Origin of the sequence: Nocardia yamanashiensis NBRC 100130, from assembly GCF_001613325.1 — a bacterium.
In the GTDB taxonomy this organism is placed as follows: Bacteria; Actinomycetota; Actinomycetes; order Mycobacteriales; family Mycobacteriaceae; genus Nocardia; species Nocardia yamanashiensis.
Genome location: NZ_BDCD01000026.1, coordinates 25,692 through 49,252, shown reverse-complemented (window position 1 = coordinate 49,252; position 23,561 = coordinate 25,692). Strand labels below are relative to the sequence as shown.

General features: G+C 68.4%; 21 protein-coding genes. 8 read left to right on the top strand and 13 right to left on the bottom strand.

What is annotated here, in order from left to right:
- Positions 1-66 precede the first annotated feature (66 nt).
- Together NY1_RS29825 and NY1_RS29820 are read right to left on the bottom strand one after the other, a co-directional pair.
- The gene (locus NY1_RS29825) at positions 67-2,583 is read right to left on the bottom strand and encodes a lysylphosphatidylglycerol synthase transmembrane domain-containing protein (RefSeq protein ID WP_084535583.1); all 2,517 of its coding nucleotides are present in this window, start codon (positions 2,581-2,583) and stop codon (positions 67-69) included.
- Positions 2,584-2,750: 167 nt separating this feature from the next.
- Positions 2,751-4,229, bottom strand: coding sequence for a threonine/serine exporter family protein (locus NY1_RS29820; RefSeq protein WP_067720463.1), 1,479 nt, complete (start codon positions 4,227-4,229; stop codon positions 2,751-2,753).
- A gap of 260 nt (positions 4,230-4,489) precedes the next feature.
- Between NY1_RS29820 and NY1_RS29815 the strand changes: the two genes are divergently transcribed.
- Genes NY1_RS29815 through NY1_RS29805 form a run of 3 tightly spaced genes read left to right on the top strand, consistent with a single transcriptional unit; the run spans position 4,490 to position 7,001 of the window.
- The gene (locus NY1_RS29815) at positions 4,490-5,410 is read left to right on the top strand and encodes a LysR family transcriptional regulator (RefSeq protein WP_067720462.1); all 921 of its coding nucleotides are present in this window, start codon (positions 4,490-4,492) and stop codon (positions 5,408-5,410) included.
- A 21-nt stretch (positions 5,411-5,431) separates the two neighbouring features.
- Positions 5,432-6,346, top strand: coding sequence for a LysR family transcriptional regulator (locus NY1_RS29810; protein WP_067720461.1), 915 nt, complete (start codon positions 5,432-5,434; stop codon positions 6,344-6,346).
- Positions 6,347-6,362: 16 nt separating this feature from the next.
- A complete protein-coding gene (locus NY1_RS29805; protein ID WP_067720460.1) occupies positions 6,363-7,001 on the top strand; it encodes a class I SAM-dependent methyltransferase in 639 nt (212 codons plus the stop codon).
- On the opposite strand, the gene NY1_RS29800 is transcribed toward NY1_RS29805, so the two are convergent.
- The 3 genes from NY1_RS29800 to NY1_RS29790 all read right to left on the bottom strand — a co-directional run bounded on the left by NY1_RS29800 (position 6,982) and on the right by NY1_RS29790 (position 11,145).
- Positions 6,982-8,553, bottom strand: coding sequence for a phytoene desaturase family protein (locus tag NY1_RS29800; RefSeq protein WP_218028467.1), 1,572 nt, complete (start codon positions 8,551-8,553; stop codon positions 6,982-6,984). The genes NY1_RS29805 and NY1_RS29800 overlap by 20 nt on opposite strands.
- Positions 8,554-8,610: 57 nt before the next feature.
- Positions 8,611-10,146 (bottom strand): FAD-binding protein, encoded by a 1,536-nt coding sequence (locus NY1_RS29795; RefSeq protein ID WP_067720458.1) that lies wholly within the window; start codon positions 10,144-10,146, stop codon positions 8,611-8,613.
- 96 nt (positions 10,147-10,242) lie between these two features.
- On the bottom strand, positions 10,243-11,145 hold the full coding sequence (locus NY1_RS29790) for an NADP-dependent oxidoreductase (protein WP_067720457.1): 903 nt from the start codon (positions 11,143-11,145) through the stop codon (positions 10,243-10,245).
- Positions 11,146-11,211: 66 nt separating this feature from the next.
- On the opposite strand from NY1_RS29790, the gene NY1_RS45195 reads away from it, so the two are divergent.
- Positions 11,212-11,631 carry a winged helix-turn-helix transcriptional regulator gene (locus NY1_RS45195; protein WP_067720456.1) on the top strand — a complete coding sequence of 140 codons (420 nt, stop codon included), beginning with the start codon at positions 11,212-11,214 and terminating at the stop codon, positions 11,629-11,631.
- A gap of 1 nt (position 11,632) precedes the next feature.
- On the opposite strand, the gene NY1_RS29780 is transcribed toward NY1_RS45195, so the two are convergent.
- Together NY1_RS29780 and NY1_RS29775 are read right to left on the bottom strand one after the other, a co-directional pair.
- Complete coding sequence (locus tag NY1_RS29780; protein ID WP_067720455.1) at positions 11,633-12,268, bottom strand: class I SAM-dependent methyltransferase; 636 nt, start codon at positions 12,266-12,268, stop codon at positions 11,633-11,635.
- 31 nt (positions 12,269-12,299) lie between these two features.
- On the bottom strand, positions 12,300-14,270 hold the full coding sequence (locus NY1_RS29775; RefSeq protein WP_157762551.1) for a DUF6301 family protein: 1,971 nt from the start codon (positions 14,268-14,270) through the stop codon (positions 12,300-12,302).
- A gap of 112 nt (positions 14,271-14,382) precedes the next feature.
- Between NY1_RS29775 and NY1_RS29770 the strand changes: the two genes are divergently transcribed.
- The 4 genes from NY1_RS29770 (at position 14,383) to NY1_RS29755 (ending at position 18,059) form a co-directional block, all read left to right on the top strand.
- Complete coding sequence (locus tag NY1_RS29770; protein ID WP_169815421.1) at positions 14,383-15,531, top strand: erythromycin esterase family protein; 1,149 nt, start codon at positions 14,383-14,385, stop codon at positions 15,529-15,531.
- Between the two features lie 199 nt (positions 15,532-15,730).
- Positions 15,731-16,786 (top strand): alpha/beta hydrolase, encoded by a 1,056-nt coding sequence (locus NY1_RS29765; protein ID WP_084535579.1) that lies wholly within the window; start codon positions 15,731-15,733, stop codon positions 16,784-16,786.
- Between the two features lie 81 nt (positions 16,787-16,867).
- Complete coding sequence (locus NY1_RS43190) at positions 16,868-17,383, top strand: hypothetical protein (protein ID WP_067720452.1); 516 nt, start codon at positions 16,868-16,870, stop codon at positions 17,381-17,383.
- A gap of 115 nt (positions 17,384-17,498) precedes the next feature.
- Entirely contained in the window at positions 17,499-18,059 is a 561-nt protein-coding gene (locus NY1_RS29755) for a hypothetical protein (protein ID WP_067720451.1), read from the top strand.
- Positions 18,060-18,113: 54 nt separating this feature from the next.
- Here the strand turns inward: NY1_RS29755 and NY1_RS29750 are convergent, their stop codons facing one another.
- The 6 genes from NY1_RS29750 to rpsF form a co-directional block, all read right to left on the bottom strand.
- On the bottom strand, positions 18,114-18,305 hold the full coding sequence (locus tag NY1_RS29750; protein WP_067720450.1) for a hypothetical protein: 192 nt from the start codon (positions 18,303-18,305) through the stop codon (positions 18,114-18,116).
- A 209-nt stretch (positions 18,306-18,514) separates the two neighbouring features.
- The gene (gene dnaB, locus NY1_RS29745) at positions 18,515-21,160 is read right to left on the bottom strand and encodes a replicative DNA helicase (RefSeq protein WP_067720449.1); all 2,646 of its coding nucleotides are present in this window, start codon (positions 21,158-21,160) and stop codon (positions 18,515-18,517) included.
- Positions 21,161-21,707: 547 nt separating this feature from the next.
- Positions 21,708-22,163 (bottom strand): 50S ribosomal protein L9, encoded by a 456-nt coding sequence (gene rplI, locus NY1_RS29740; protein WP_067720448.1) that lies wholly within the window; start codon positions 22,161-22,163, stop codon positions 21,708-21,710.
- Between the two features lie 17 nt (positions 22,164-22,180).
- Positions 22,181-22,450 (bottom strand): 30S ribosomal protein S18, encoded by a 270-nt coding sequence (gene rpsR, locus NY1_RS29735; protein WP_067720447.1) that lies wholly within the window; start codon positions 22,448-22,450, stop codon positions 22,181-22,183.
- A gap of 59 nt (positions 22,451-22,509) precedes the next feature.
- A complete protein-coding gene (locus NY1_RS29730) occupies positions 22,510-23,073 on the bottom strand; it encodes a single-stranded DNA-binding protein (protein ID WP_067720446.1) in 564 nt (187 codons plus the stop codon).
- A 144-nt stretch (positions 23,074-23,217) separates the two neighbouring features.
- Complete coding sequence (gene rpsF / locus NY1_RS29725; RefSeq protein WP_067720554.1) at positions 23,218-23,508, bottom strand: 30S ribosomal protein S6; 291 nt, start codon at positions 23,506-23,508, stop codon at positions 23,218-23,220.
- Between the last annotated feature and the right edge of the window lie 53 nt (positions 23,509-23,561).

The following is a 23,561-nucleotide window of genomic DNA, read 5'->3' as shown; positions in this document are numbered from 1 at the left end:
CGCGATCATGCTGCAATCGCCCGGCATTCGTGAAACCTGTTGCAGGGTGTCGGCGGCGAGCGAGCGCTAGATCATGTCCTTGGCGGTGAGCCAGCGCATGATCGGCCAGCCGCAGAACACCGGCAGCCAGCAGGTCAGCACGCGGTAGAGCAGCACCGACGGCACCGCGATCCCCGGCGGCACGCCGAAGGCCGCGAGACCACCGATCAGCGCCGCCTCGACCGCGCCCACACCGCCCGGGGTGGGCGCCGCGGAGGCCAGCGTGCCGCCGATCATGGTGACGATGGTGACGGTCACGAATGTCGTACTGCCGCCGAAGGCTTCGATGCTCGCCCACAGCGCCAGCGCCATGCCGAGCGTGGTGGTGGCGCAGCCGCCGACGATCATGGCCAGCCGGGCGGGCCGCCGGCCCAGATCCTTGAGCTGCTCCAGCACTTCGGCCAGCTGCGGCCGCACCTCGGTGACCAGCCAGCGCCGCACCTTGGGAATGAACATGGTCGCGCCCAGCAGCCCGAGCAATGCGCCCGCCACCAGGTAGAGCACGGTCGCGTTCGGCACGAAATGCGACAGATCCGTCGAAACCCCCGCCGCCACACTGAAGAACAGCAGCAGCACCAGATGTGTGATGACCTGCACGGTCTGCTGCAGGGCGACCGCCGCGGTGGCCCGCACCGCCCCGAGGCCGCCCTGCTGCAGGAACCGCACGCTCAATGCCAGACCGCCCACACCGGCCGGGGTGGTGGTCGCGGCGAAGGTATTGGCCACCTGCATGAGCAGCAGGTTGCGGAACTTCACCGCTTCGGAGGCGCACGCCCACAACGCCATTGCCGCGCCGACGTAGGTGAGCGCCGACACCGTCAGCCCCAGCAGCGCCCACCACCAGTTGATATTGCGCAGCTCGGAGGTGAAGGTCGGCACCGCGCTGATGTACGGGTAGGCCACGTACACCAGGCCGATCAGCAGCACCAGCTGGATGATCTGATTGCGCGAGAACCGGGTGATCTGCGCGGCCTCGATCTTGTCCTGCCCGGTCTGATGCGCCACCTCGTCGCGGGTGGCCTTCATGACCTCGCCCACGTCCGGCACCGCCTTGCGCACCTGCGCGGGGATGGCGGTCTTGGTGAGCCGCCGGGAGGCGTCGAGCACCAGGTCCTCGCCCAGCACCTCCAGGGCATTGCGCACCGCCACCTCCGGTCCGAACAGCGCGGCCGCCGACAGCAGCAGCTGCGCGATATCGGAGTCGAAACGGGCCTGGTACGCACCGAATTCGGAGTGCACGAAACCGCCGAAGAGCACGGTGTCGTCATCGAGCACCCGGATCTCCTCGGCACGCAGATCGCCGTGCGAGATCTGGGCCTGGTGCATGGTGTGCAGCGCCTGCCAGACCTTGGTGAGCGTCTTCTCCCCGTCGCTCGCGGCCAGCGGCCGGCCCTGGGGCACGGTGTGCGCGTACAGCATCCAGCCGCGATCCAGGGCGGCGACGGTGAGCGGTTTGTTGCTGGCCAGCCCCAGATCGGCGATGGCGAAACCCATCAGCGCGCGATGCTCGACGGCGCGCCGCATGGACGCGAACGCCGCCGGATACTCGCCCTTGCGAATGGTCAGCCAGCGCCGGAACTGCAGCAGCACACCGCGGCTGCGCAGATTCGCCCCGTACATCTCGATGATCAGCTCGTCGTCGCGCCGGCCGTTCTCGGCCGCGGTCAGCACCGCCCCCGCCGGCTGTTCCCGTGCGCTCCCGCCGTCCGCCTCCGGGTTGTCCGGGGTGGCAATGAATTTCGAGGTCAGGCCCGGTTCCGGTGCGGCCGCCAATTCGGGCGCGGGGGTGGTCGTGGCCGAAATCACCAGCGGCCCACGGGCGGACGGGCGCAGCACCTTGAACGCGGTCACCCGGAAGCCGCGCTGCGCCAGCACCCGGACCGCCGCGTCCAGCGGCACCTCCAGCGCCGGGGTGCCCACCACCAGCACGATCACCGCGCCCACGAACCAGCCCACCGCCAGCCCGAGCATGGCCCGCGACGGCACCACCAGCGATACCACCAGGTGGATCGGCACGAAGGCCAGCAGCAGCGTCCACCACCAGCGCCGCCAGCCCGCGGGCAGCCACGGGCTCGCGACCGTCAGCACCGCGGCCAGCATGGCGATCCAGCGCGGATCGTCGAGGAACTGCGACAGGAAGGTATTGACCTGCTGCGGTTGCGACAGATGCCAGCGCGGCGCGTTGAACCCGGTGCCGGTGATGGAGAACAGCAGCACCGCGATCAGCCCGGCGGACAGGAACCCGGCCAGCAGTTTCCACTGCCCCCGCCAGATCAACCGGGCCAGAATCGTGAACGGCAGCGCCAGGATCGCGATGCCGTAGATGATGTAGACCAGGTTCGACTGTTCCGGCGTGAGGAAACCCACGATGCCGGAGACCGACTTCTCCAGGTTCTCCCACTGCGGGCGGGTGATGAGCGAGCCCGCGATGACCACAGCCACCAGTAGGGCGGACAGTCCGACACGCAAGATGTCGCTGGTCCGCCGGATCCGCGGCTGCAGCAGGCTGCCGGAGACGGGAATCTCCCGTCCGTCGACTCGCATGTCCTATAGGCGCTTTCGGATCGTGGGAACGGCTGCGGTCCCATGTCGGCTGGTCTGAGTATCGCGCGGGCGGCGGGAACCCCCGCTACCTGACACGCGGGTAACCGTAACCCGAGCCGGGCCCGCGGACGGATGTGCCCGGCTCACAGACCGGTACGGCGTGTCTGTTATTCCAGCTTGCCGCGGTGTCCGGGGTCGTGGCGGCGGGCCGAATGCTTTCCGGTGTCCGGGCCCAGCCACTGTTCCAGCATGGGCGCCAGCTGCGGCGCGCGTTTCTTGGCCAGGCCCGAGCCGACCAGCACGCCCATGGCGATGGCCAGCACCGTGAGCGCGGTGGTGACCAGCACGTGCAGGCCGTTCGGATCGGATTGGGTGATCAGCTGCGAGACCCCGGTCAGGCCGATGCCGCCGGGCACCAGCATCCAGAAGGCGGGCAGGAACGCCACCTGGGTCGGGGGCGCATTGTGATTGCGCTGCACCAGGTATGCGGCCGGCACCGCCACCAGGCCGCCCAGGAACGAACCGAGCAGGCCGCCGCCGAGCAGGGTGCCGATCTTCTGCGCGCCGAACGCCGCGTACAGCACCACCAGCAGCCAGGGCAGTGATTTCGGGGGCGCGCTGGAGCGCCAGGAATGCCCGAGGCCGATCAGCAGTACGCCGAGATACGGCGCCCACCAGCCCAATTGGTGCACGATCACCGGCGCCTCGGTCTGCCCCGGCCCGAGCAGCTGCAGGCCGATGAGAATGCCGAACGCCAGCAGGGCCAGCTTGTTCATGCCGTAGATGGTGCGGCTCGCGCCGGCCACCATCGATCCGGTGGCCAGTTCGATGGAGCCGTTGGTGAGCATCGAACCCGGCAGCAGCGTCGACACCCCCGGCACCAGCAGCTGGGAGGGATGCCCGCCGCCCAGCGCATCGGGAAAACCGAAGGCCAGCAAGGTCACCGCCGCGCCCGCCACCACCGGCAGGCCCATGGACAGCAGCGGCATCCGGTCCGCGGCCATGATGAGCAGCTGCACCACCAGACCGATCACGATATAGCCGGGCACCGCGTTGGCGGTCGGGTTCAGCATCAGCCCCAGGCCGATGGTCAGCACCACATTGCCCAGCAGCATCAGCCACACCGGCGTCGGCGGCGGCGCGGCCAGGATCTCTTCGAGTTTCGCGGTCGCCCTGGTCGGGGGCGGCACCTCCCGTTTGATCTGCGCGATCAGCTGATACAGGTCGGCGATCTGGTCCAGTCGCAGCGTGTCCCCGCCGGCCTCCAGCAGATCCACCGCCGACCCGCGCGAATCCTGCACGCGCACGAATATTCCGGTGGGCAGCACGAAGAAGTGCACTTCCTCGGCGTCGTAGCGGTGCGCGAGATCGTCGAGAATGGCCTGCACCTGATTGGTGGTCTCACCGGCGGACAGCAGCGCCGCCCCCACGTATCGCAGCAGATCCAGCAGCTCCGCCGAGACCGGCGGCTCCTCCGGTTCGGGCGCTTCGTCGGCGGGCGTCTCCAGCGGCGCGGTGCTGACCCGGCGCAGCCAGCGATCCATCGATCCGGCGGCCCGGCGGGTGGCCCCGTACAGGCGTCCGGCCAGCGGCCGCGGCGGGCGGCGATGCTGCGGCGGGTGCGGTGTCGAATTGTCGGTATCCATGCGCCTCCTCGATGGCGCCGCACGCGGGCGGCCGGGAAGCCGTTCAGCTAATTCCTCGCAACACATTGCACCCTAGCGCGCACCCGCGATCCGCCCGCGGAACGGACCGCGAACGAATATTTCGCGAGCGTTCGGCCCGCGTCCGCCCGCCCGCTCGGTCATGCTGGAGCCGGACCTATCGAAGGAGCGACCGTGCCGGCATCCCGCCTCGTGAAGCCAGGGGTGTGCCTACCGGTTGCCATCTTCTTAATCTGAGTGGCATGGATATCGACACGCGACTGCTGCGCTTTTTCATGGCAGTCGCGGAAACCGAACACCTGCCGCGAGCGGCACAGCGGCTGCACGTAGCGCAACCCACGCTCGCCACGCAGATCAAACAGCTGGAACAACAGCTGGGCGTGGAACTGTTCATCCGCTCCCGGGCCGGGTGGACGCTGACCGCGTCGGGCAAGGTACTGGCCGACGAGGTGCCGGGGCTGCTCGCCTCGTGGGACCGGATCCTGCGCGAGACCAAGAGCGATGCCAGCCGGGCGGCGCGGGTGCTGCGGCTGGGCTGCGTCAACAGCGCCGCCGACGGCTACATTCCGGAGATCATCCAGGTGTTCCACCGGCTGCACCCGGACTGGCAGATCGATATCCATCAGGGCGGCTGGACCGACCCCACCGCCGGACTCGACGAGGGGGACGTGGACGTGGCGCTGCTGCGGCTGCCGTTCCCGGGACAGCAGGAGTATCACGTCCGGGAACTGTTCACCGAACCGCGCTGGATCGCCCTGCCGGACAATCACTTTCTCGCCGAACGGGAGGACATCGCGTTCCGGGAACTGTGGGACGAACCGTATGTCGCCTCGCCCGCCGAGACCGGCTGGTGGCGCGACTACTGGATGGGCCTGGACTCGCGACCGGCCGATACCGCGATCATCGGGGCCATCGCGCGCAATACCGAGGAATGGCTGCGGGCCATCGCCAACGGTTTCGGGGTGAGCTTCACCCCCGCCTCCACCGCCGCCGCCTACGCGCACCCGGGCGTGGTGTTCCGGCCGGTGCACGGCATCGGGCCGACCCGGGTGGCCATCGTATGGCCGGACGCCTCCGAGGCGGATCCGGTGGTGCGCTACTTCATTCGCTGCTGCGCCGACATCATGGGACAGTCGGCGGGGGACGGCCGCCGCACCTCCTAGCCGCGTCCTTAACCTGGGGGGATGGACATCGATACGCGGCTGCTGCGGTACTTCACGGCGGTCGCCGAAGAGGGCCATCTGACGCGGGCCGCGGCCCGGCTCTACATCTCCCAGCCCGCCCTCACCAAGCAGATCCGGCAGCTGGAACAGCAATTGGGCGTGGAATTGTTCACCCGCACGCCCGCCGGAATGACCTTGACCGAACCGGGCCGGATCTTCGCCGAACACGCGCCGGGCCTGCTCGCCGGGTGGGATCTCATGCTGCGCGCGACCAAGGCCGGGGCGAGCCGGGCGGCACGGGTGCTGCGGGTCGGGTTCATCGCCAGTGCGGCAAACGAATTCACGCCCGCGATCGTGGCGGCGTTCCGGGCGGCGCGGCCCGGCTGGCAGGTCGATATGCGGCAGTTCGGCTGGACCGATCCCACGGCCGGGCTGGACGACGGGGAAGTGGACGCGGCGCTGGTGCGGCTGCCGTTCCCCGGGGCGGACGCCTATCGCACCGAAGTGCTGTTCGCCGAACCGCGTTGGCTGGCGCTGCCGGCCGGGCATCGGCTCGCGGACCGCGCCGAGATCGAGTTCGAGGCGTTGCGGGATGAGCCCTTCGTCGCCTCGCCGCCGGAAAACGGCTGGTGGCGCGACTTCTGGGTGGGCGCCGACGCGCGCCCCGCCGAAACCGTGGTGGTCGGGGCCATCGCGCACAATACCGACGAATGGCTCACCGCCATCGGCAATGGCTACGGCGTGAGCTTCACGCCGGAATCGTCGGCCCGCTACTACCCGCGGCCCGGCGTGGTCTACCGCCCGGTGCGCGGCATCGGCCCCACCCGGGTCGCGGTGGCCTGGCCGGGCAGCGCCGACGGCAACCCCGCGGTCCGCGAATTCGTGCGCTGCTGCATCGCCACCTGCGGCGGGGCCGCTGCCGCGGATCCCGGCTAGCTGCGATCATTTCGGTATGGGCGACCAGCACCAGCACTGGCAGCAGACCTACCGCAGCCACCCCGGCATGTACGGGGGCGAACCGTCGGAGGCGGCGGTGTACGCCGCGCGGCTGTTCCGGGACCGGGGCGCGCGCGAGGTGCTGGAACTGGGCGCGGGACACGGGCGGGACGCGATTCACCTGGCGCGCCAGGGCTTTCACGTGCGCGCCACCGATTTCAGCGCCGTCGGACTGGAGCAGTTGCGCGCCAACGCCGAGCAGGCCGGACTGGCCGATCGGGTGGACGCCTTCGAACACGATGCGCGCCATCCGATTCCGCTGCGCTACGACAGCGTGGACGCGGTGTTCGCGCACATGCTGCTGTGCATGAACCTCAGCACCCGCGAAATCCTGGATCTGGTGGGGGAGATCCGGCGGGTGCTGCGGCCGGGCGGCGTGTTCGTGTACACGGTGCGCAATACCGAGGACGCGCACTACGGGACCGGCAAAGCGCTCGGCGACGACATCTACGAGCACGGCGGGTTCGCGGTGCACTTCTTCTCCCGCGATCTGGTGAACACCCTCGCGCAGGGGTGGGAACTGCGCGATGTGCAATCGCTGGAAGAGGGCGAGCTGCCCAGGCGGCTCTGGCGGGTCACCCAGTCGCTGCGCTGAGCAGGGCCATGGCCGCATTGTGGCCGCCGATGCCGCTGACCCCGCCGCCGCGCACCGCGCCCGCCCCGCACAGCAGGATATTGGCGTGCGCGGTCGCCACGCCCCAGCGCTGCGCCGGGCTGTCGGCGGCCTCGTCGCGGAACGGAAAGCTCAAGTCCGCGTGGAAGATATGACCGCCGGGCAGCCCGACCTCCTGCTCCAGCTCCACCGGCGTGCGGGCCTCCAGGCAGGGATTGCCGTGCTCGTCGACGGCCAGGCAGTCGCGGATGGGTTCGGCCAGCACCGAATCCAGTTGTGCCAGCGTCGCATCCACCAGACGGTTCTTCACAGCCTGTGGATCGTTTGTGAAAAGACGTGCGGGAGTGTGCAATCCGAAGAGGGTGAGGGTGTGCATGCCGCGCGCGATCAGGTCGGGCGCGAGGATGGACGGGTCGGTGAGGGTGTGGCAGTAGATCTCCGACGGCGGAGCGGACGGAATGTTCCCGGCGGCGGCCTCGCGGTAGGCGCGTTCCAGCTGGGTCGCGGATTCGGCGATATGGAAGGTGCCGGCGAACGCGGTGCGCGGATCGATGCTCGCATCCCGCAACCGGGGCAGCCGGTGCAGCAGCATATTGATCTTCAGCTGTGCGCCTTCGGGTTTCGGCGCGCTGTCGCCCAGCAGCCGGGCCAGTTCGTAGGGCGCGGCATTGACCAGCACGTGACCGGCCGCCACCGCGCCGCCGTCGAAAAGGACTTCCGCGATGCGGCCGTCGGTTTCGATGCCGGTCACCGCGCACCCGGTCAGGATCTCCGCGCCCGCGGCCCGGGCGGCGTCGGCGAGCGCGTCGGTCAGCGCGCCCATGCCGCCGACCGGCACGTCCCAGTCGCCGGTGCCGCCGCCGATCACGTGATAGAGGAAGCAGCGGTTCTGCAACAGCGACGGATCATGGGCGTGGGTGAAGGTGCCGATCAGCGCATCGGTCAGCACCACGCCGCGCACGGTGTCGTCGGCGAAGGCGGCCTCCACGTATTCGCCCAGCGGCCGTTCGACGATCGCGTCCCAGGCCACGGAATCGTCCACGCGCGCACGCAGTTCCGCGCGGGTCGGCAGCGGCTCGGTCAGCGTCGGGAACACCCGCTCCGCCAGCCGGCCCGTCATGGCGTAGAACCGTTGCCACGCGGCGTAATCCCGGTCCGAGCCGGTGACCCGCGCGAAACTCTCCCGGGTCGCGGCCTCGGATCCGTTGTCCACCAGCAGCCCGCCGTCGCCCACCGGGGTGTAGGAGGAGATGCGCCGCTTACGGGTCTCGAACCGTAGCCCCAGCTCCCGCACGATCCGCTGCGGCAGCAGGCTCACCAGATACGAGTACCGCGACAGCCGGGCATCGACCCCGTCGAACACCCGTTCCGACACCGCCGCGCCGCCGGTGTGGTCGCGGGCCTCCAGCACCAGTACCGACCGCCCGGCCCGCGCCAGATACGCCGCCGCCACCAGCCCGTTGTGGCCGCCGCCGACGACCACGACGTCGTATCGCACCCGCGCCGGCACCGCTGAACTCCGCTGTGCGCTCATACGCCGACCTTATGCGGCGCGGGGGCCACCCCCTCGTCATCCCGGGCGGGGGTGGGGTCAGCGCGCCGCCATGTCCAGCGCGGCGAGGTGGCTGAACAGCACCGAAGCGCCGATCGGGTTGCCGCCGCCGGGATAGGTGGTGCCGCTGACCGCCGCCATGGTGTTGCCGGCGGCGTAGAGACCGGGAATCGGCGTGCCGGAGGTGTCCAGCACGCGGGCCGCGGTGTCGGTGCGCAGACCGCCCTTGGTGCCCAGATCGGAGATGCCGAACGCGGCGGCGTGGAAGGGGCCCTTCACGATCGGGGTGAGCGGGGGTTCGCCATTGGAGAAGGCGCGATCGTAGGCCTCGTCACCGCGGCCGAAATCGGGGTCGATGCCCTGGGCCGCGAACTCGTTGAACCGCGCGACGGTGGCGACCAGCGCATCGGCCGGAACGCCGATCTTCGCGGCCAGCTCCTCGAGCGTGTCGGCGGTGTGCCACAGCCCCGCGTCCACGTACTTCTCGGTCTCGACGACCGGCACGTTCGCGGCCTTCACCGGCGGCACCGTGCCCTCGGTGTCGTCGTAGATCATCCAGTACGGGAGCGTCACCGAACCGTCCTTCAGGCCCTCGATGACATCCCGGCCGAGCCGGTCGTACGGCGCTGACTCGTTCACGAACCGCACCCCCGACTGATTCACGAAGATGCCGCCGGTGAACCACAACGCGAAGGCCGCGCGCCCGTCCGGATGCACCATGCCCGGCGACCACCAGGCCTGATCCATCAGATCGGTATCCGCGCCGACCGCCAGCGCCGCCTCCAGGGCCTTGCCCACATTCCCCCACGGCCCCATGGTGTCTCGCGCGACACCCGGCACGCCGAAACGAGTGCGCAGTTCGTCGTTGCCCTCGAAACCGCCCGCTGCCAGCAGCACGCCCTTACGCGCGCGCACCGCCTTGCGCACCCCGTTGTCCTCGACGATCGCGCCGGTCACCGCGCCGTCCTCGACCACCAGCTCCACCAGCGGGGTGTTCAAACGCACGGAAGCATTGGGGTACTTGGCCATTGCCAGCAGGAACCGGCCGACCAGGGCCCGCCCGCCGATGAGCAGATCCGGTTGCGGTTCGCCGAGCCGGTCGGTGCCCAGCGGGCCGCGCACCGATTCGCTCAGCTCGCCCAGCTTGCCGGGCCGCAACGGCTTGGGCACGATATGCCGCTTGCCGTCCAGCCGCGCCTTGGGCGCCTTACCGAAATAGTCCGGCCACGGGAACATCTGGAAGGCGAGATCGGAATCCTGCTCCAGGTACTCGATCACCTTCGCGCCGTTGCGGATGAAGGTCTCCTGCAGCTCGGCGGGGGTGCGATCGCCGACCACGGCCCGGAAGTACTCCAGCGCGTCCTCGACGGTGTCGTCCACGCCTTCGCGACGCAGCACCGGATTGGCCGGGAACCACATGCCGCCGCCATTGGAGTACGAGGTGGTGCCGCCGAACTTCTCGGTCGCCTCCACCAGCAGCACCGTCAAATCCTCGCGCGCGGCCGTGTACGCCCCGGCCATGCCGCCGCCCGAGCCTGCGACCAGCACATCGACTTCTTCGTTCCAGTCCGTCACCGCAACTCCCTGAATAGTCCGCCCCGCCCGACGCTAAGCGCGCCGCGGACGGTGATGCATCAAGTGTCCCGGTGGGCAGGAAGGCGCAGGTGCGCGTCAGGCGGCCCAGGGGACCAGCACGAGCTTGCCACGGACCCGGCCGGATTCGCCGAGCTCGTGCGCCGCCGCCACCTCCGACAGCGGGAAGACGCGGGTGACCGCGGGACGCAGGCGGCCGGCGTCGGCGAGGGCGGCGATCTCGCGCAGATCCGCGCCGGACGGGGTGACGTAGTGGCGGAAATAGCGGGGGTCGTCGAGGGGTTCCTCGCCCTGGGCGTCGATGAGGCGGCCGTCCGGGCGCAGGACGGTGAGGGAGCGGGGCGCGTAATCGTCGCCGACCAGGTCGAACACCACATCCATATCGGTGAGCACCGAGTCGAAAGCCGTTGTGGTGTAGTCGATCAGCTCGTCCGCGCCCAGGCCGGACAGGAAGTCGTGATTGACCGCGCGGGCGGTCGCGATGACATGAGCGCCGCGCGCCTTGGCGAGCTGCACCGCCAGGTGACCGACACCGCCCGCCGCCGCGTGCACCAAAATCCGCTGCCCCGCGGTCAGTTCCGCGAGCGCCTGCCAGGCCGTGAGCGCGGCCGTGGGCAGCGCGGCCGCTGCGGTGTGCGGCAGCGTCCGCGGCTTCGGCGCGAGGTGATCCGCCTGTGCCACCACGTATTCCGCGTACGCGCCGGACCGCCCGAGCACCATCCCGTACACCTCGTCGCCCGCCGCGAACTCCGTCACACCCGGACCCGGCTCCGAAACCACCCCGGACACATCGAATCCCAGCGTGAAAGGCGGTGCGCCCAGCTTGTCGATGAGCCCCGCCCGCAATTTCCAATCCGCCGCGTTCACCGAGGTGGCGGCCACCCGCACCAGCACCTCGCCCGGTGCGGGGCGCGGCACGGGCAGCTCCACGGTCTCGAGTACATCCGGTCCACCGACGCTGCGCTGACTGATCGCTTTCATGGCTTCGATCCTGCGCTCGGTAGTATCCGGAGGGAAGAAGGCACTATTACGATCCCGAGGTACCCGATGGATACTGTCTCCGACTGGGCGAAATCCCCGAATCTGGTCGAGAGCTACCTTCAGCGCTGCCCGGCGCGGGACACCCTTGCCGTGCTCGCCGACAAATGGGTGATGCTGGTGCTGGGCGTCCTGCGCGCGAGCGGCGAGCCGGTGCGGTTCAACGAACTCCGGCGGCGGCTGGACGGCATCACCCAGAAAATGCTCACCCGCACCCTGCGCGATCTGGAACGCAACGGCCTGGTGCGGCGCGCCGTCTACCCGACCGTGCCGCCGCGCGTCGAATACTCGCTCACCGCCTTGGGCGCGGAACTGGGCCAGATCACCCACGCGATGGGGCAGTGGGCATTGCGGCACGCCGACGAACTCGATACCGCCCGAGCGGAATTCGACGAACGGCAGGCGGCGGAACCGACGCCGATCGGCTGAACTAGTTCCGGATGGCGATCAGCGCGCCCTGCGGGGTGCGCTCGTCGGGGCGGGCGACCCGGGCGAATCGGGACTGCACCTGGAAAGCGCTGCCGCCCAACACTTCTGCCAGGGTATCCGGCGCCCATCTGTACGAGAGGGCGACCTTGTGGTCGTACTCCTGCACCCCCTGTGCGGTGTCCGCACCCTGGAAACCCAGCAACAACGGTGCGCCCGAACGCATTACGCGCGCGAACTCGTCGAACACGGCGGGCACCCGCTCCGGCGGAGTGTGAATGATCGAATACCAGGCCACCAGGCCGCCCAGCGAGTCGTCGGCCAGCGGCAGCTCCTCCAGCGCGCCGAGCTCGAAGACGAGATCGGGATACTCACTGCGCGCGATCCGCAGCATCTCCGGCGAGATATCGACGCCGAACACATTGTGGCCCAAGCTGTTCAGGTAGCCGGTGATACGACCCGGCCCGCAGCCCACATCGGCGATCGGACCCGCCGCGTCATCGCTCAGCTCCGCGAAAATACCGAGCAGCGCGCGATCGTACGGGTTCTCACCCAGCAGCGGGCGGGCCATATCCGTGTACAGCTCGGCCACCTCGTCGTAAGCCGCCCGGGTGATCCGCACATCCTCGATCTCGTTCACCCCACGACTCTAGGCGCGCCCCCGGGCCCGGTCACACATTGCTGGTGGAACCCGTCGACGGGGTGCGCAGGCCCTGATCGGCGCCGTCCAGCCACACCCGCAGCACCGTGCCGGGACGCATCCGGGTGCACAGCGGCCACAGCGCGAACTCCACGTAGTAGCGGAAATCGCGGAACAGCACGGGTAGTCGCATACCGTGCCGCCAATGCGGATTCCCGCTGTCCGGGCGCGACCAGCCATTGGCCGTCATGAGTTCGGTGACGCGGGGCGGCAGCTCCTTGCCCGCGACGGCGTCCAGTCGCACCCGCACACCCTCCACATCCCGGTCGATGCGGGCGCCGCCGTCCAGATCCGTATCCACCGTCAGATGCCCGCCCGGCGCCAAATCGCCCGCCAGACAAGCCAGTTCGTCGAAGAACTGCCGCCATTCCCGATTGCCCGCCCGGCGCGCGGTGTGCTGCTGCTCCGGAATCAGCCGGCGGGCGCGCTCGGCCGGATTGACGATGTACAACTCGACCGTGTCCGGCCCGGCCACCAAACCCAGCGTCAGCCGGGCGTTCGCCCACACCGGACCGTGCGCCTGCCACAGCGTGCCGTGCACCGGCATGCCGAACTCCTCCCGCAGCCCCTCGGTCGCCCGGGTGTGCGCGGCCGTCAGCTGCTCCCGCACCTCCACCGGCAAACCGTCCTCGTACAGCGCGGATTCGATGCTGTCGCTGATGCTCACGCACACCGCCTCCAGCCGATCGCCGTCGAAACAGAACCGCGCCCGGGCGCCGTCCACCCGCACCTCGGTGACCGCGCGCACGATCCGATCGCGCGGCCAGGCGCTCACCGCCGCCGCGGTCCCGCGCTGCTCCCGCACCCCGGGACCGGTCAGGCCGCGCACCACACCCTCCCAGCGCCAGCCGGTCAGCTCCGCGAAACGATCCACATCGGCGCGGGTCCAGGTCCAGTCGAAATCGCGGGCGGCGCGGGCGATCTCGACGCCGGCGGGGATATCCACCCGCAGCGGGCCGGCATCGAATACCGAAATGGCGTGCTGGCGCAGGAATTCGGCGCGCTGCGAACGCGACGTCGGATGCGCGGGCACACCCAGCGGCGCGATATCGATATCCGCGCCGCCCTCCACCCAGGCGTCCGCCACCAGATCCGTCGCGGCCGCCACGCCCAGCGAACGCAGCGCCTCCACCGAACGCAGCGCGAAATTGCTTACCGCCGCCGTGCCCGAACCGCGGGGGAGAGTGCGCCACCAGTTCGCGTCGGGCGCATCCGACCAGCCGTGCGCGCGCAGCACCCGCTCCACCTCCGCGCCGTAACGCCAAGTGGGGTCGACGAATTCGCTGCGGCTCAGCTCGGCGTGCCAGACCGTCTCGTCCACCGCGAACTGCACATAACGGCCGCCCGGCGCGGTCAGCACCACGCGCGCGTCCACCGGCAGCCGCTCCAGGAACGCGGCCAGATCCTCGGCGACCCGGCCCCAGCCGCCCAGGGCGGCCCGGCGGCGCACCGCGTCGTGGCGGCGCTCCATCCAATACCGTTGCTCGATCGGATTCACCAGCAGCAGATCGACCGTGCCCGCGGCATCGGTCAACCCCACTATCAGGTTCGAGAAATTCCAGGACACCCCGTCGTCCGGGCCCGCACCCGGTTCCGGCTCGCCGTACAGGCGGGTGAACTTGTCCCGCAGCTGCGCAAACGCGGCCGACAGATGCTCCGCGCGGGCGAAGGCGTCCGGGGCCGGCGCGTCGGAAACCGTCACGCGCACATAGCGCAGGCCGTAACCGCTGCCCCAGAACATGGCCGAGTCGAACCACACCCCGAGCCCGGTCCGCGCGAACACCGGACCGCGGCGCATGGTGCCGACCGGTTCCGGCTTCCCCCAGCCCGCCCGGCGCGCGAAATCGCGCACATTGTCCGGTCCCCAGGACCATTTGAAGTCCCGGGCGGCCCTGACGATCTCGACCGCTCCCGCCATATCGACGTATACCGCGAAACCCACCTGGCGACAGTAACCCCGGCCCACCGTGCGGTCGATGGGTTCGTTCGCGCGGACGCGAACCCGGTCATTCGACAGAGGCGCGGCGCGGGCGGGCGGCCGTAGCGTCGCCGATATGACTGCGACACTTCGTGACCTGGACATTCGGCCCTTCGATCAGGACGCCCCGGCGGCGCTGGCTCGATCCGTCGCCGGCGCGGCCGTGGTGGGTATCGGTGAGACGACTCGGTTCTCGCGGGAGACGTTCGACGCCCGGGACCGGGTGTTCCGGGAACTGGTCCGGGCGCACGGGTTCCGGGTGCTGGCGGTGCAGGACAGCGCGGACGTCGGAGTCCGGCTGGACGAGTACGTGCGGGACGGCGGCAGCGCCGACGCAGCACTCGAAAACGCCTGGGGTCCTTGGCGAACGCGGGAGATGGCGGCGGCGCTGGACTGGCTCCGCGACTTCAATCGGGCGCATCCCGGCGATCGGGTCCGGATCATCGGGGTGAAACCGGCGCAGGCGCAGGTCGCGGACTACGACAGCGTGCTCGCGGCGATCGGCGAGCACGCGCCCGCGCTGCTGGAGGAAGTGCGGGCACCGCTGACCGTGATTCGCTCCGCGCACACCGTGGACGAGCATGTGCAGCAGGCGCGGGGCATGCACCCGGGTGGATCGTTCGCGGCGCGCGCCCGTGCGGTCGAGGCGGTATTGCGTGCGGCGCCAGGGCTGCCCGACGACGTGCTGCGGCGGGTGCGTTCGATCGTCGCCTTCCACGAGGGGAGCGTCGCCGGGCGCGGGAGTTTCGCCGCCGACGAGGCCGCCTGGGCGGAATCGATGCTCGCCGATCACCGCCGATTCGGTTCGCCCATCGTTTACTGGGATGGGATAGCGCACACCGCCGCGGCTCCGACCGGATACGGCGACAGCGCACCCGACCCGGCCGCCCCGAGCACGGGCAGCGTGCTGCGCCGGGAACTGGGGGAGCGGTACGCGTCCATCGCCGTCACCTTCCATCACGGCGATCTCGGACTGCACCGCCTGCCCGCACCACAGACCGGTCTGGTCGAGTCCTACCTCGGCGAATTCCCGCTACCGGCACTCTGGGCGGACCTGCGCGACCTGTCCGGGCAGCTCCCCGGACCCGAGGCCCTGCGCGTCGTCAGCGGGATCTACGACCCCGCCCAGGATGCCGCCGCCCGCTTGACCGTGCCCGCGCTGCCCGCCGCCTTCGACGCGATCATCCATTTCCAGGAGGTCGCACCGGTCCATTGGCTGCCCTGATCAGCGGCGATACCAGGCACCGAAACCTCTTGTGGCTAACACGTAGCAAAACTCTCGATGTGAACGATAGGGAATTCGAGCAAGCGCGACAGCGGCTTCCGGCCGCGGTCGCGCCCTCACGTGTCAGTCCGGTGCGGGGACCGGATCCGTAGTACCGGCGGCCGCTCACCCGGCCGCTCGAACGAAAGGATCGGTAGCGATGAGATCGGTTCCCGGTAGATCGAATTCGACCCAACCCAACCCGGGCAGGCTCCGCCGGACGGTGCTGCTGGTGGCCTTGACGCTGCTGGCGCCCCTGGTGAGTGTGCTCGGCGCGCCCTCCGCCACGGCCGCGTTCAATCCGGCCGCCTTCGACTTCTGGGTCGACTCACCGGTCATGGGCCCCATCAAGACCCGGATCATGCGCGCCGCCGACGGCAATACCAACCGCGTGGTCTACGCGCTGGACGGTATGCGCGCCCGCGAAGACCTCAACGGGTGGGAAATCGAAACCAATATCGCCGAAACCTTGGCGAGCTGGAACATCAATGTCGTGATGCCCGTCGGCGGGCAGTCCAGCTTCTACGCCGACTGGAACGCGCCCAGCTCCTTCTTCGGCATCCCGCCCGGAACCGGTTCCGCCAACACCGGATCCGGCGCCACCGACGCGCTCTCCGGCGGACCCGGCAAGAGCTACCGGTACGACTGGGAAACCTTCCTCAATCGCGACCTGCGCTGGGCACTGCGAGATCGGCTGGGCTTCAACCCAAATCGTAACGGCGTGTTCGGACTCTCCATGGGCGGCAGCGCCGCACTCACCCTGGCCGCCTACCATCCCGACCAGTTCAGCTTCGCCGGCTCCTTCTCCGGCTACCTCAACAACTCCGGACCCGGTATGCGCGAAGCCATCCGGCTCGGCATGATCGACGCCGGCGGCTACAACGTCGACTCCATGGCCCCGCCCTGGGGACCGCAATGGCTGCGCATGGACCCCTTCGTCTTCGCACCCAACCTGGTCGCCAACAACACCCGGCTCTACATCGCCGCTGCCAGCGGCCGGCCCACCGCCATGGACGGCCCCAATATGGGCACCGTCAACGGCATGGCCCTGGAAGCACTGGCCCTCGCCAACACGCGCGCCTTCCAAGTGCGCCTCGCCACCCTCGGCGGTGGTAATGCCGCCTGGTCGTTCCCCGAATACGGAATACACGCCTGGAACAACTGGCAGGACGAGGCCCACCGGATGATCCCCGACCTCTCCGCCAATATCGGTTAGTCGGCCATCCACCGGCAACGGGCCGGCCGGGTGTCCTCCAGCGGCATCCGGCCGGCCCGAGATCTAAGCGAGGAGCGCATCATGAAATGGCGAATCTGGCAGGTACGCATCGCCGTCACCGCCATGCTCATCGCCATGCCGCTATCGGTCATGGACGCGGTGCTCGGCGGCTGGTCCACCGCCCACCACCCGCCACCCGACTGGCCCACCCTGCTGTGGCTCGCCGGGACGCCCGTACTCGCCAACCCGTTCTGGTGGCTCGGCCTCGGCTTCACCATCTGCGACCCGCTGCTGCCCCGCCGCGCCGCCGCCACCTGGTACCTGATCACGCCCGCCGGCGCACTGCTCGCCTTCGGAATCGCCTGGTCCTCGGCGCATCTCGGCCTGCACGGGCCGATCGCCTGGACCGCCGGGGCGCTCATCGCCTTCGCCTGCCTGCTGGCGCAATCCTGGATCGTCGTCGACATGCCCGAAACCGATGCGCACGCAACCCATCCCGCGCGCGTCCGGCCCGATCTCTACGTCTCCGGCACCGCCCGCATCATCCCCTTCGGCCGCCCCGCCCCGCTCCGCCTGGTGCGCGTGCACGAAGCCTGACGCTCGCCTTGTGTCGGCGCGCTTACACAACGGATGTCGCTGCGCGAACAGTACTTTCGGCCGGAAAACCGAACAATTGCCTCCAACAGCCCGCAGCTCCCGAGAGGCAACCACCGTGACGACCCCCGCGCCGAAACTCAAAACCCTCCTCGCCACCGCGACCCTCGCCCTGGCCGCCACCGGCATCCTCACCCTCACCGCGACCCCCGCGCTGGCCGACACCGCCCCCGGTACATCCGCGACGCCGACCCCCGCCCGCACCCAAGGCTGGCTCAAGATCTACACCGGCACCGCTCCCGACGGCGTCAACGCGGTCCAGCTCAAAGTGGTCACCGACCCCAAAGTCGGCCAGCGCGTGACCGACCGCGAAGGCCGCTCCCTCTACCGCTTCGACAAAGACACGGCCAACCCCTCGGCCTCCAACTGCGCCGGCGACTGCGCCACCACCTGGCCCCCGCTCCTCGTCGCCCGCGGTCAAGCCCTCTACCTCGACGGAATCGACCCCGCCAAAACAAGTTTCATCGAACGCGCCGACGGCTCCTGCCAGATCACCATCGGCGGCTGGCCTGTCTACTACTTCTCGAAGGATCGCACCCCCGGCGACCTCAACGGCCAAGGCGTCGGCGGCACCTGGTTCGCCGTAGCCCCCACCGGCGCGAAAGCCCAAGCCAAATAATCCCAAGCACCGCATGCCCGCCCTCGCACAGGGCATGCGGTGCTCCCCCAAGAATTACTTGGTGGCGGAACCGGTCGACAGCGACTTCAGGATCGCGCCCAGGTTCTTCGACACCAGGTCGGCGGAACCAGCGGACGAACCGGTGGCCGGCACCGGCGCCGGATCGGCGGCATTGGCAACGCCGGTCGCACCGAAGATCAGACCGGTGGCCACAGCGGCCACACCGAGCACGCGCATCTTGCTCATTTGGAACTCCTCATCAACTGAACGACCGACTAGTTCGATCGAACGCTGAATGAATATCACGAACAGATATCACCGCAACACTGTTGTAAACATCACAGTCGAAACCATATACAGGACAACGGCATCTCGGTTCCGAGAGTTCACCTCGGATACACCGGTGCATCATTTACGGAAGGAATGGTGCACCGTTGCCATATCGAGGGTGGTTGTTATCCGCGAGCCATATCGACGAACCGGCTCAGGTGCAGCTGGTGTGCGACCGTGATCGTCGCTGTCGGGCCGTTTCGATGCTTGCCGACAATGATGTCGGCCTCGCCGCCGCGTGGGTCGTCGCGCTCGAACGCATCGGGTCGGTGGAGCAGGATGACCATGTCGGCATCCTGCTCGAGGCTGCCCGATTCGCGAAGATCTGACACCATCGGACGTTTGTCTGTTCGTTGCTCGGGACCACGGTTGAGCTGCGAGATTGCGATCACGGGCACCTCGAGTTCCTTGGCCAGCAGCTTGAGGCTTCGGGAGAACTCGGAGACTTCCTGCTGGCGTGATTCGACCTTTTTGCCCGATGTCATCAGCTGGAGGTAGTCGACGACGACGAGGCGGAGGTCGTGCCGTTGCTTGAGCCGGCGGGCCTTGGCTCGAATCTCCATCATGGTGAGGTTCGGCGAATCGTCCACAAACAAAGGCGCTTCGCTGATTTCGCTCATTCGGCGGGCGAGCTTGGTCCAGTCGTCGTCGCTCATCCGACCCGAACGCATATCGCCCAGTTTGATTTTCGCTTCCGCGGATAGGAGACGCATGACGATTTCGGTGCGGCTCATTTCCAGGGAGAAGATGACGCTCGCCAGGCCGTGCTTGATGGAGCAGCTGCGCATGAAATCCATACCCAGGGTGGAGTTGTGGGTCGGGATCATCGACCGGCTCGCGAGATAGAGGTGTTCGGAGTTCGAGACCTCGACGCAGCGCACCGGGACGCTGGGGATCGGGCGGACGTCGACAACGAAACGTGAACCGGAGCGGGTGGTATTCGTTGCGCCACGACGTTGCTTGTGCAGCAGCTCTTTTCGGCTCAGGCCGAAGACTTCGTCCTCGGTCTGGAACGTCAGTGTGTAGGCGGTCGAGGAATCTTCGGTCCGGCCGCGCACTCGCTTGGTGGACAGCTGGCAGCGGTAACCGAGGCCCACGATGAGTTCTTCGACATCCCGGACGAGACGCGCATTGGTCACCGAGAATTGAACCGATCCGCCCTTGGTGACGGTGCCGTCGGTATCCAGCAGGCCGGCCAGCAAGGCGCGGCGTTGTGCTTCCGAGGCGCGCAGATAGTCGATCGGAATGTGCTTGTTCCCCAGGACACCGATGGTGCGCAGCCGAGCCTGGACGGATCCGATGCTGTTCCGGCATTCCTGGCACATTCGCAGGCCGATCGATGGGCCACCGCAGTGTGAACAGGTCGGAGCGGGGACCGGACCCGACAGGAAACGTGCCTTGCCGCCGCAGGATCGGCCGCAGGTGCGCACTTCGCTCGTGCAAGGCACGAACTCCTTGCCACACACGACACAATCGCGAGGAGCGATGGGTTCCTCCGTGGGCAGCTGCAGGCTGTACCGCAGCGCCACACTCTCGGAGTGCACCGCGACGATGCCTTCGTTTTCGATGTGGAGGATGACTTCGGGGTCCGCGCTGGTCAATTGAGCGCAGGCGGAACTACCGTCACCGAGCCAAGCGCCGAGAGTGTAGGGCGGCACGAGCAATTCGCGCTGGGGCAAATTCAGCGGCTCGGTATTCACAACCGAGTGATTGAGTCGGCGATCGGCCGTTTCGCAACGAAGGGTCGTTGCGATCTCGGCGGTCGTCCGGACCTCGGCGAAAGTCTGCTGGCTGCGGTAGCGGTTCTTGCCGGACGCGGCCTGCTGCGCCGAGCGGCGCGACGCCCTGGTCTCGGTGAGCCATTGGTGCTGTTCGTCTGCGACGATCACTGTGCCGTCGGAGAATTCGACCTCGAAGCACGGGCGACCGGTCATCACTTCGGTTGCGGCCACTACACGGGTAGGGCGGCCGTGTGCGTCCAGCAGATCATCACCGACCTGGACCTCGCCCATGGTGGTCCATCCGGTGGGCGTCGGCAGCGGAGTGTCCAACGCGAGCGCTTTGCCGACGCCGGGTCGGGCCGCGACGATGATCATCTGGCCGGCGTGCAGGCCGTTGGTGAGTTCGTCGAGTTCGGTGAATCCGGTTGGGACGCCGAGGGAGATGCCGCCGCGGGAGGCGATGGAGTCGAGTTCGTCCATGGTGGGCTGGAGGATTTCCTCCAGGGGGGCGAAGTCCTCGGTGGAGCGGCGTTCGGTGACCTCGTAGATTTCGGCTTGGGCGCGGTCCACGACTTCGGCCACGTCCTGGCCGTCGGCGCCGGCGTAGCCGTATTGGACGATGCGGGTGCCGGCTTCGACCAGGCGGCGCAGGATGGCCTTCTCGGCGACGATTTCGGCGTAGTAGCCGGCATTGGCCGCAGTGGGCACCGTTTGGGTCAGGGTGACGAGGTAGGGCGGGCCGCCGATGCGCTTGAGTTCGCCCTTGCGGTCGAGGGCGGCGGCGACGGTGACGGGGTCGGCGGGTTCGCCGCGGCCGTAGAGGTCGAGGATGGCGTCGTAGACGGCCTGGTGCGCGGGGCGGTAGAAGTCGCCGGGGCGCAGCACCTCCACCACGTCGGCGATGGCGTCCTTGGACAGCAGCATGCCGCCCAGGACGGACTGTTCGGCGGCCATGTCGTGCGGGGGCTGGCGGCCGAAGTCCTCGCCGGGGGCTTCGGGGTATTCGGAGGGCCCGTGTTCATCGTGGCCGCGATCGTCGATGACTGCCATCTGGCTCGACCGTCCTCTCTCCTCGTGCCCGGAACGACGTCCATGACTCGTTCTACGCCTGCGCACCGACATGTTCGGGCTGCCACGCGGAGCCGACACGCCGAAAAGGCTTGGGTGGTCGGCAAACCCGTGGCTACAAGGCAGGGTAAGCGGAGTCGTGCCGTCCCCGGACTGTGGTCACGACAATGTCTGCGAACCTAGGCGACCGGGAGGGCACTCGCCAAACCGAGCTGTGCACACACCTGTGGACAATCTGGGTATTGTTCACCCACTGTTGTGCACCCCCTGTGTATTACTTGGGGACAACAGCGGACAGTGCTTGTCAATCTGCTGGTAGTGGCCTGATTCTCAGTGTTCGCAACTGTGGATCATTTTGGTGCGGCGTGTCGCTCGGCACACGCTTCCGCGCGTGTTGGGTGAACAGTTGATCGCCGATAGGTGACCTGTCACACAAGCCGGAAGGTTGGTTTGATTTTTCTTCCACAGGCCGCAAACAACATCGGAGGCCACCGCCGCGCACTGCGGCGATGACCTCCGAATGGCCGAATTACTCGGCTGCGCTGACCTGCAGCTCGACCTTGGCAGCCACGTCGGGGTGCAGGTGCACCACGATGTTGTGCTTGCCGGTGGTCTTGATGTGGGCCTTCGGCAGCTCGATGCTGCGCTTGTCGACGACCGGACCGCCCGCGGTCTTGATCGCGGCGGCCACATCGGCGGCGGTGACCGAACCGAACAGCTTGCCGGTGCCCGCGGTCTTCACGGACAGCGCCACGCCGGTCAGGCCCTCGAGGGCCTGCTTCAGCTCGTTCGCGTGGTCCAGGTCGCGCACGCGGCGGGCGTCCTGCGCCCGGCGAATGCCCTCGACCTGCTTCTGCGCGCCGCGGGTGGCCACGATGGCCAGGCCGCGGGGCAGGAGGAAGTTGCGGCCGTAGCCGTCCTTGACCTCCACGGTGTCGCCGGGCGCACCGAGGTTGTCGACATCAGCGGTGAGGATCAACTTCATTGCTGTGCCTTCCCTTCTCAGCGAGCGGTGGACACGTAAGGCAGCAGAGCGACCTCACGCGAGTTCTTGACGGCAACGGCGATATCGCGCTGGTGCTGAACGCAGTTGCCGGTCACCCGGCGAGCGCGGATCTTGCCACGATCGGACACGTACTTGCGCAGCAGCGCGGTGTCCTTGTAATCGATCTTGGCGCCGTGGGTGTTGTTCTTCTTGCCGGCTTTGTCTTCCTTGCAGAAGGTGCAAGCCTTCTTCTTCAGCACCTTTTCGCGTGCCGGTGCTTTGGCCATGGTCTTTCACTCCGTAATTTCGGGAACCCAGCCTGGTGGATTCCTAGGAAAGCCGTTCGCTAGAACGGCGGTTCATCGTCCATTTGGCCGCCCCCGAAGGAGCCGGCCGCGGGCGCACTGCCCCACGGGTCGTCGCCGGCACTCTGGCCGCCGCGACCTCCGCCGCCACCACTGCTGCCGCCACCGGAGAAACCGCCTCCGCCGCCGCCCTGCTGGCCGCCACCGCCACCGCCGAAGCCGCCGCCACCACCGCCACGGGTGGTCTTGTTGACTTTCGCGGTCGCGTAGCGCAGCGAGGGCCCGACTTCGTCGACCTCGAGTTCGACCACGGTGCGCTTCTCACCCTCGCGGGTTTCGTAGGAGCGCTGCTTGAGTCGACCGCTCACGATCACTCGCGAGCCTCGGGTCAGGCTCTCGGCGACATTCTCCGCAGCTTCACGCCAGATGTTGCAGCGCAGGAAAAGCGCTTCGCCGTCTTTCCATTCATTGGTATTACGGTCGAACACACGGGGAGTCGACGCGACCGTGAAGTTCGCGACGGCCGCTCCCGCGGGCGTGAATCGAAGCTCGGGGTCAGCCGTCAAATTTCCGATGACGGTGATGACCGTGTCGCCTTGGGCCATGGTTCCTCCTGCTTTCCGGTGCAGTCCGCAACTCGCTCGCGCCCGTGCGCCGACAGCGCCCGAATTCGGGCTCAGCGCACGGTTTGCCAGTCAGCCTAGAGATAGGGACCGACGATTTACGAGCGACGTCGCGGGAGGACTGGACTACTTCTTGTCGAGGCGCAGCACCTTGGTGCGCAGCACCGACTCGTTCAGGCCCAGCTGGCGGTCGAGCTCACTCACGGTCGCGGACTCGGCGGTCAGCGTGACCACCGCGTAGATGCCCTCGGCCTGCTTGTTGATCTCGTAGGCCAGACGACGGCGGCCCCAGATGTCGACGTTGTCGACCTTGCCGCCCTCGGTCCCGACAACACCGAGCATGGTGTTCAGATTCGGGCCGACGGTGCGCTCGTCCAGGCTCGGATCGAGAATGACCATCACTTCATAATGACGCACGGACCTCATCACCTCCTGTGGACTGGAAACGGCCCACGGACGGTCCGTGGGCA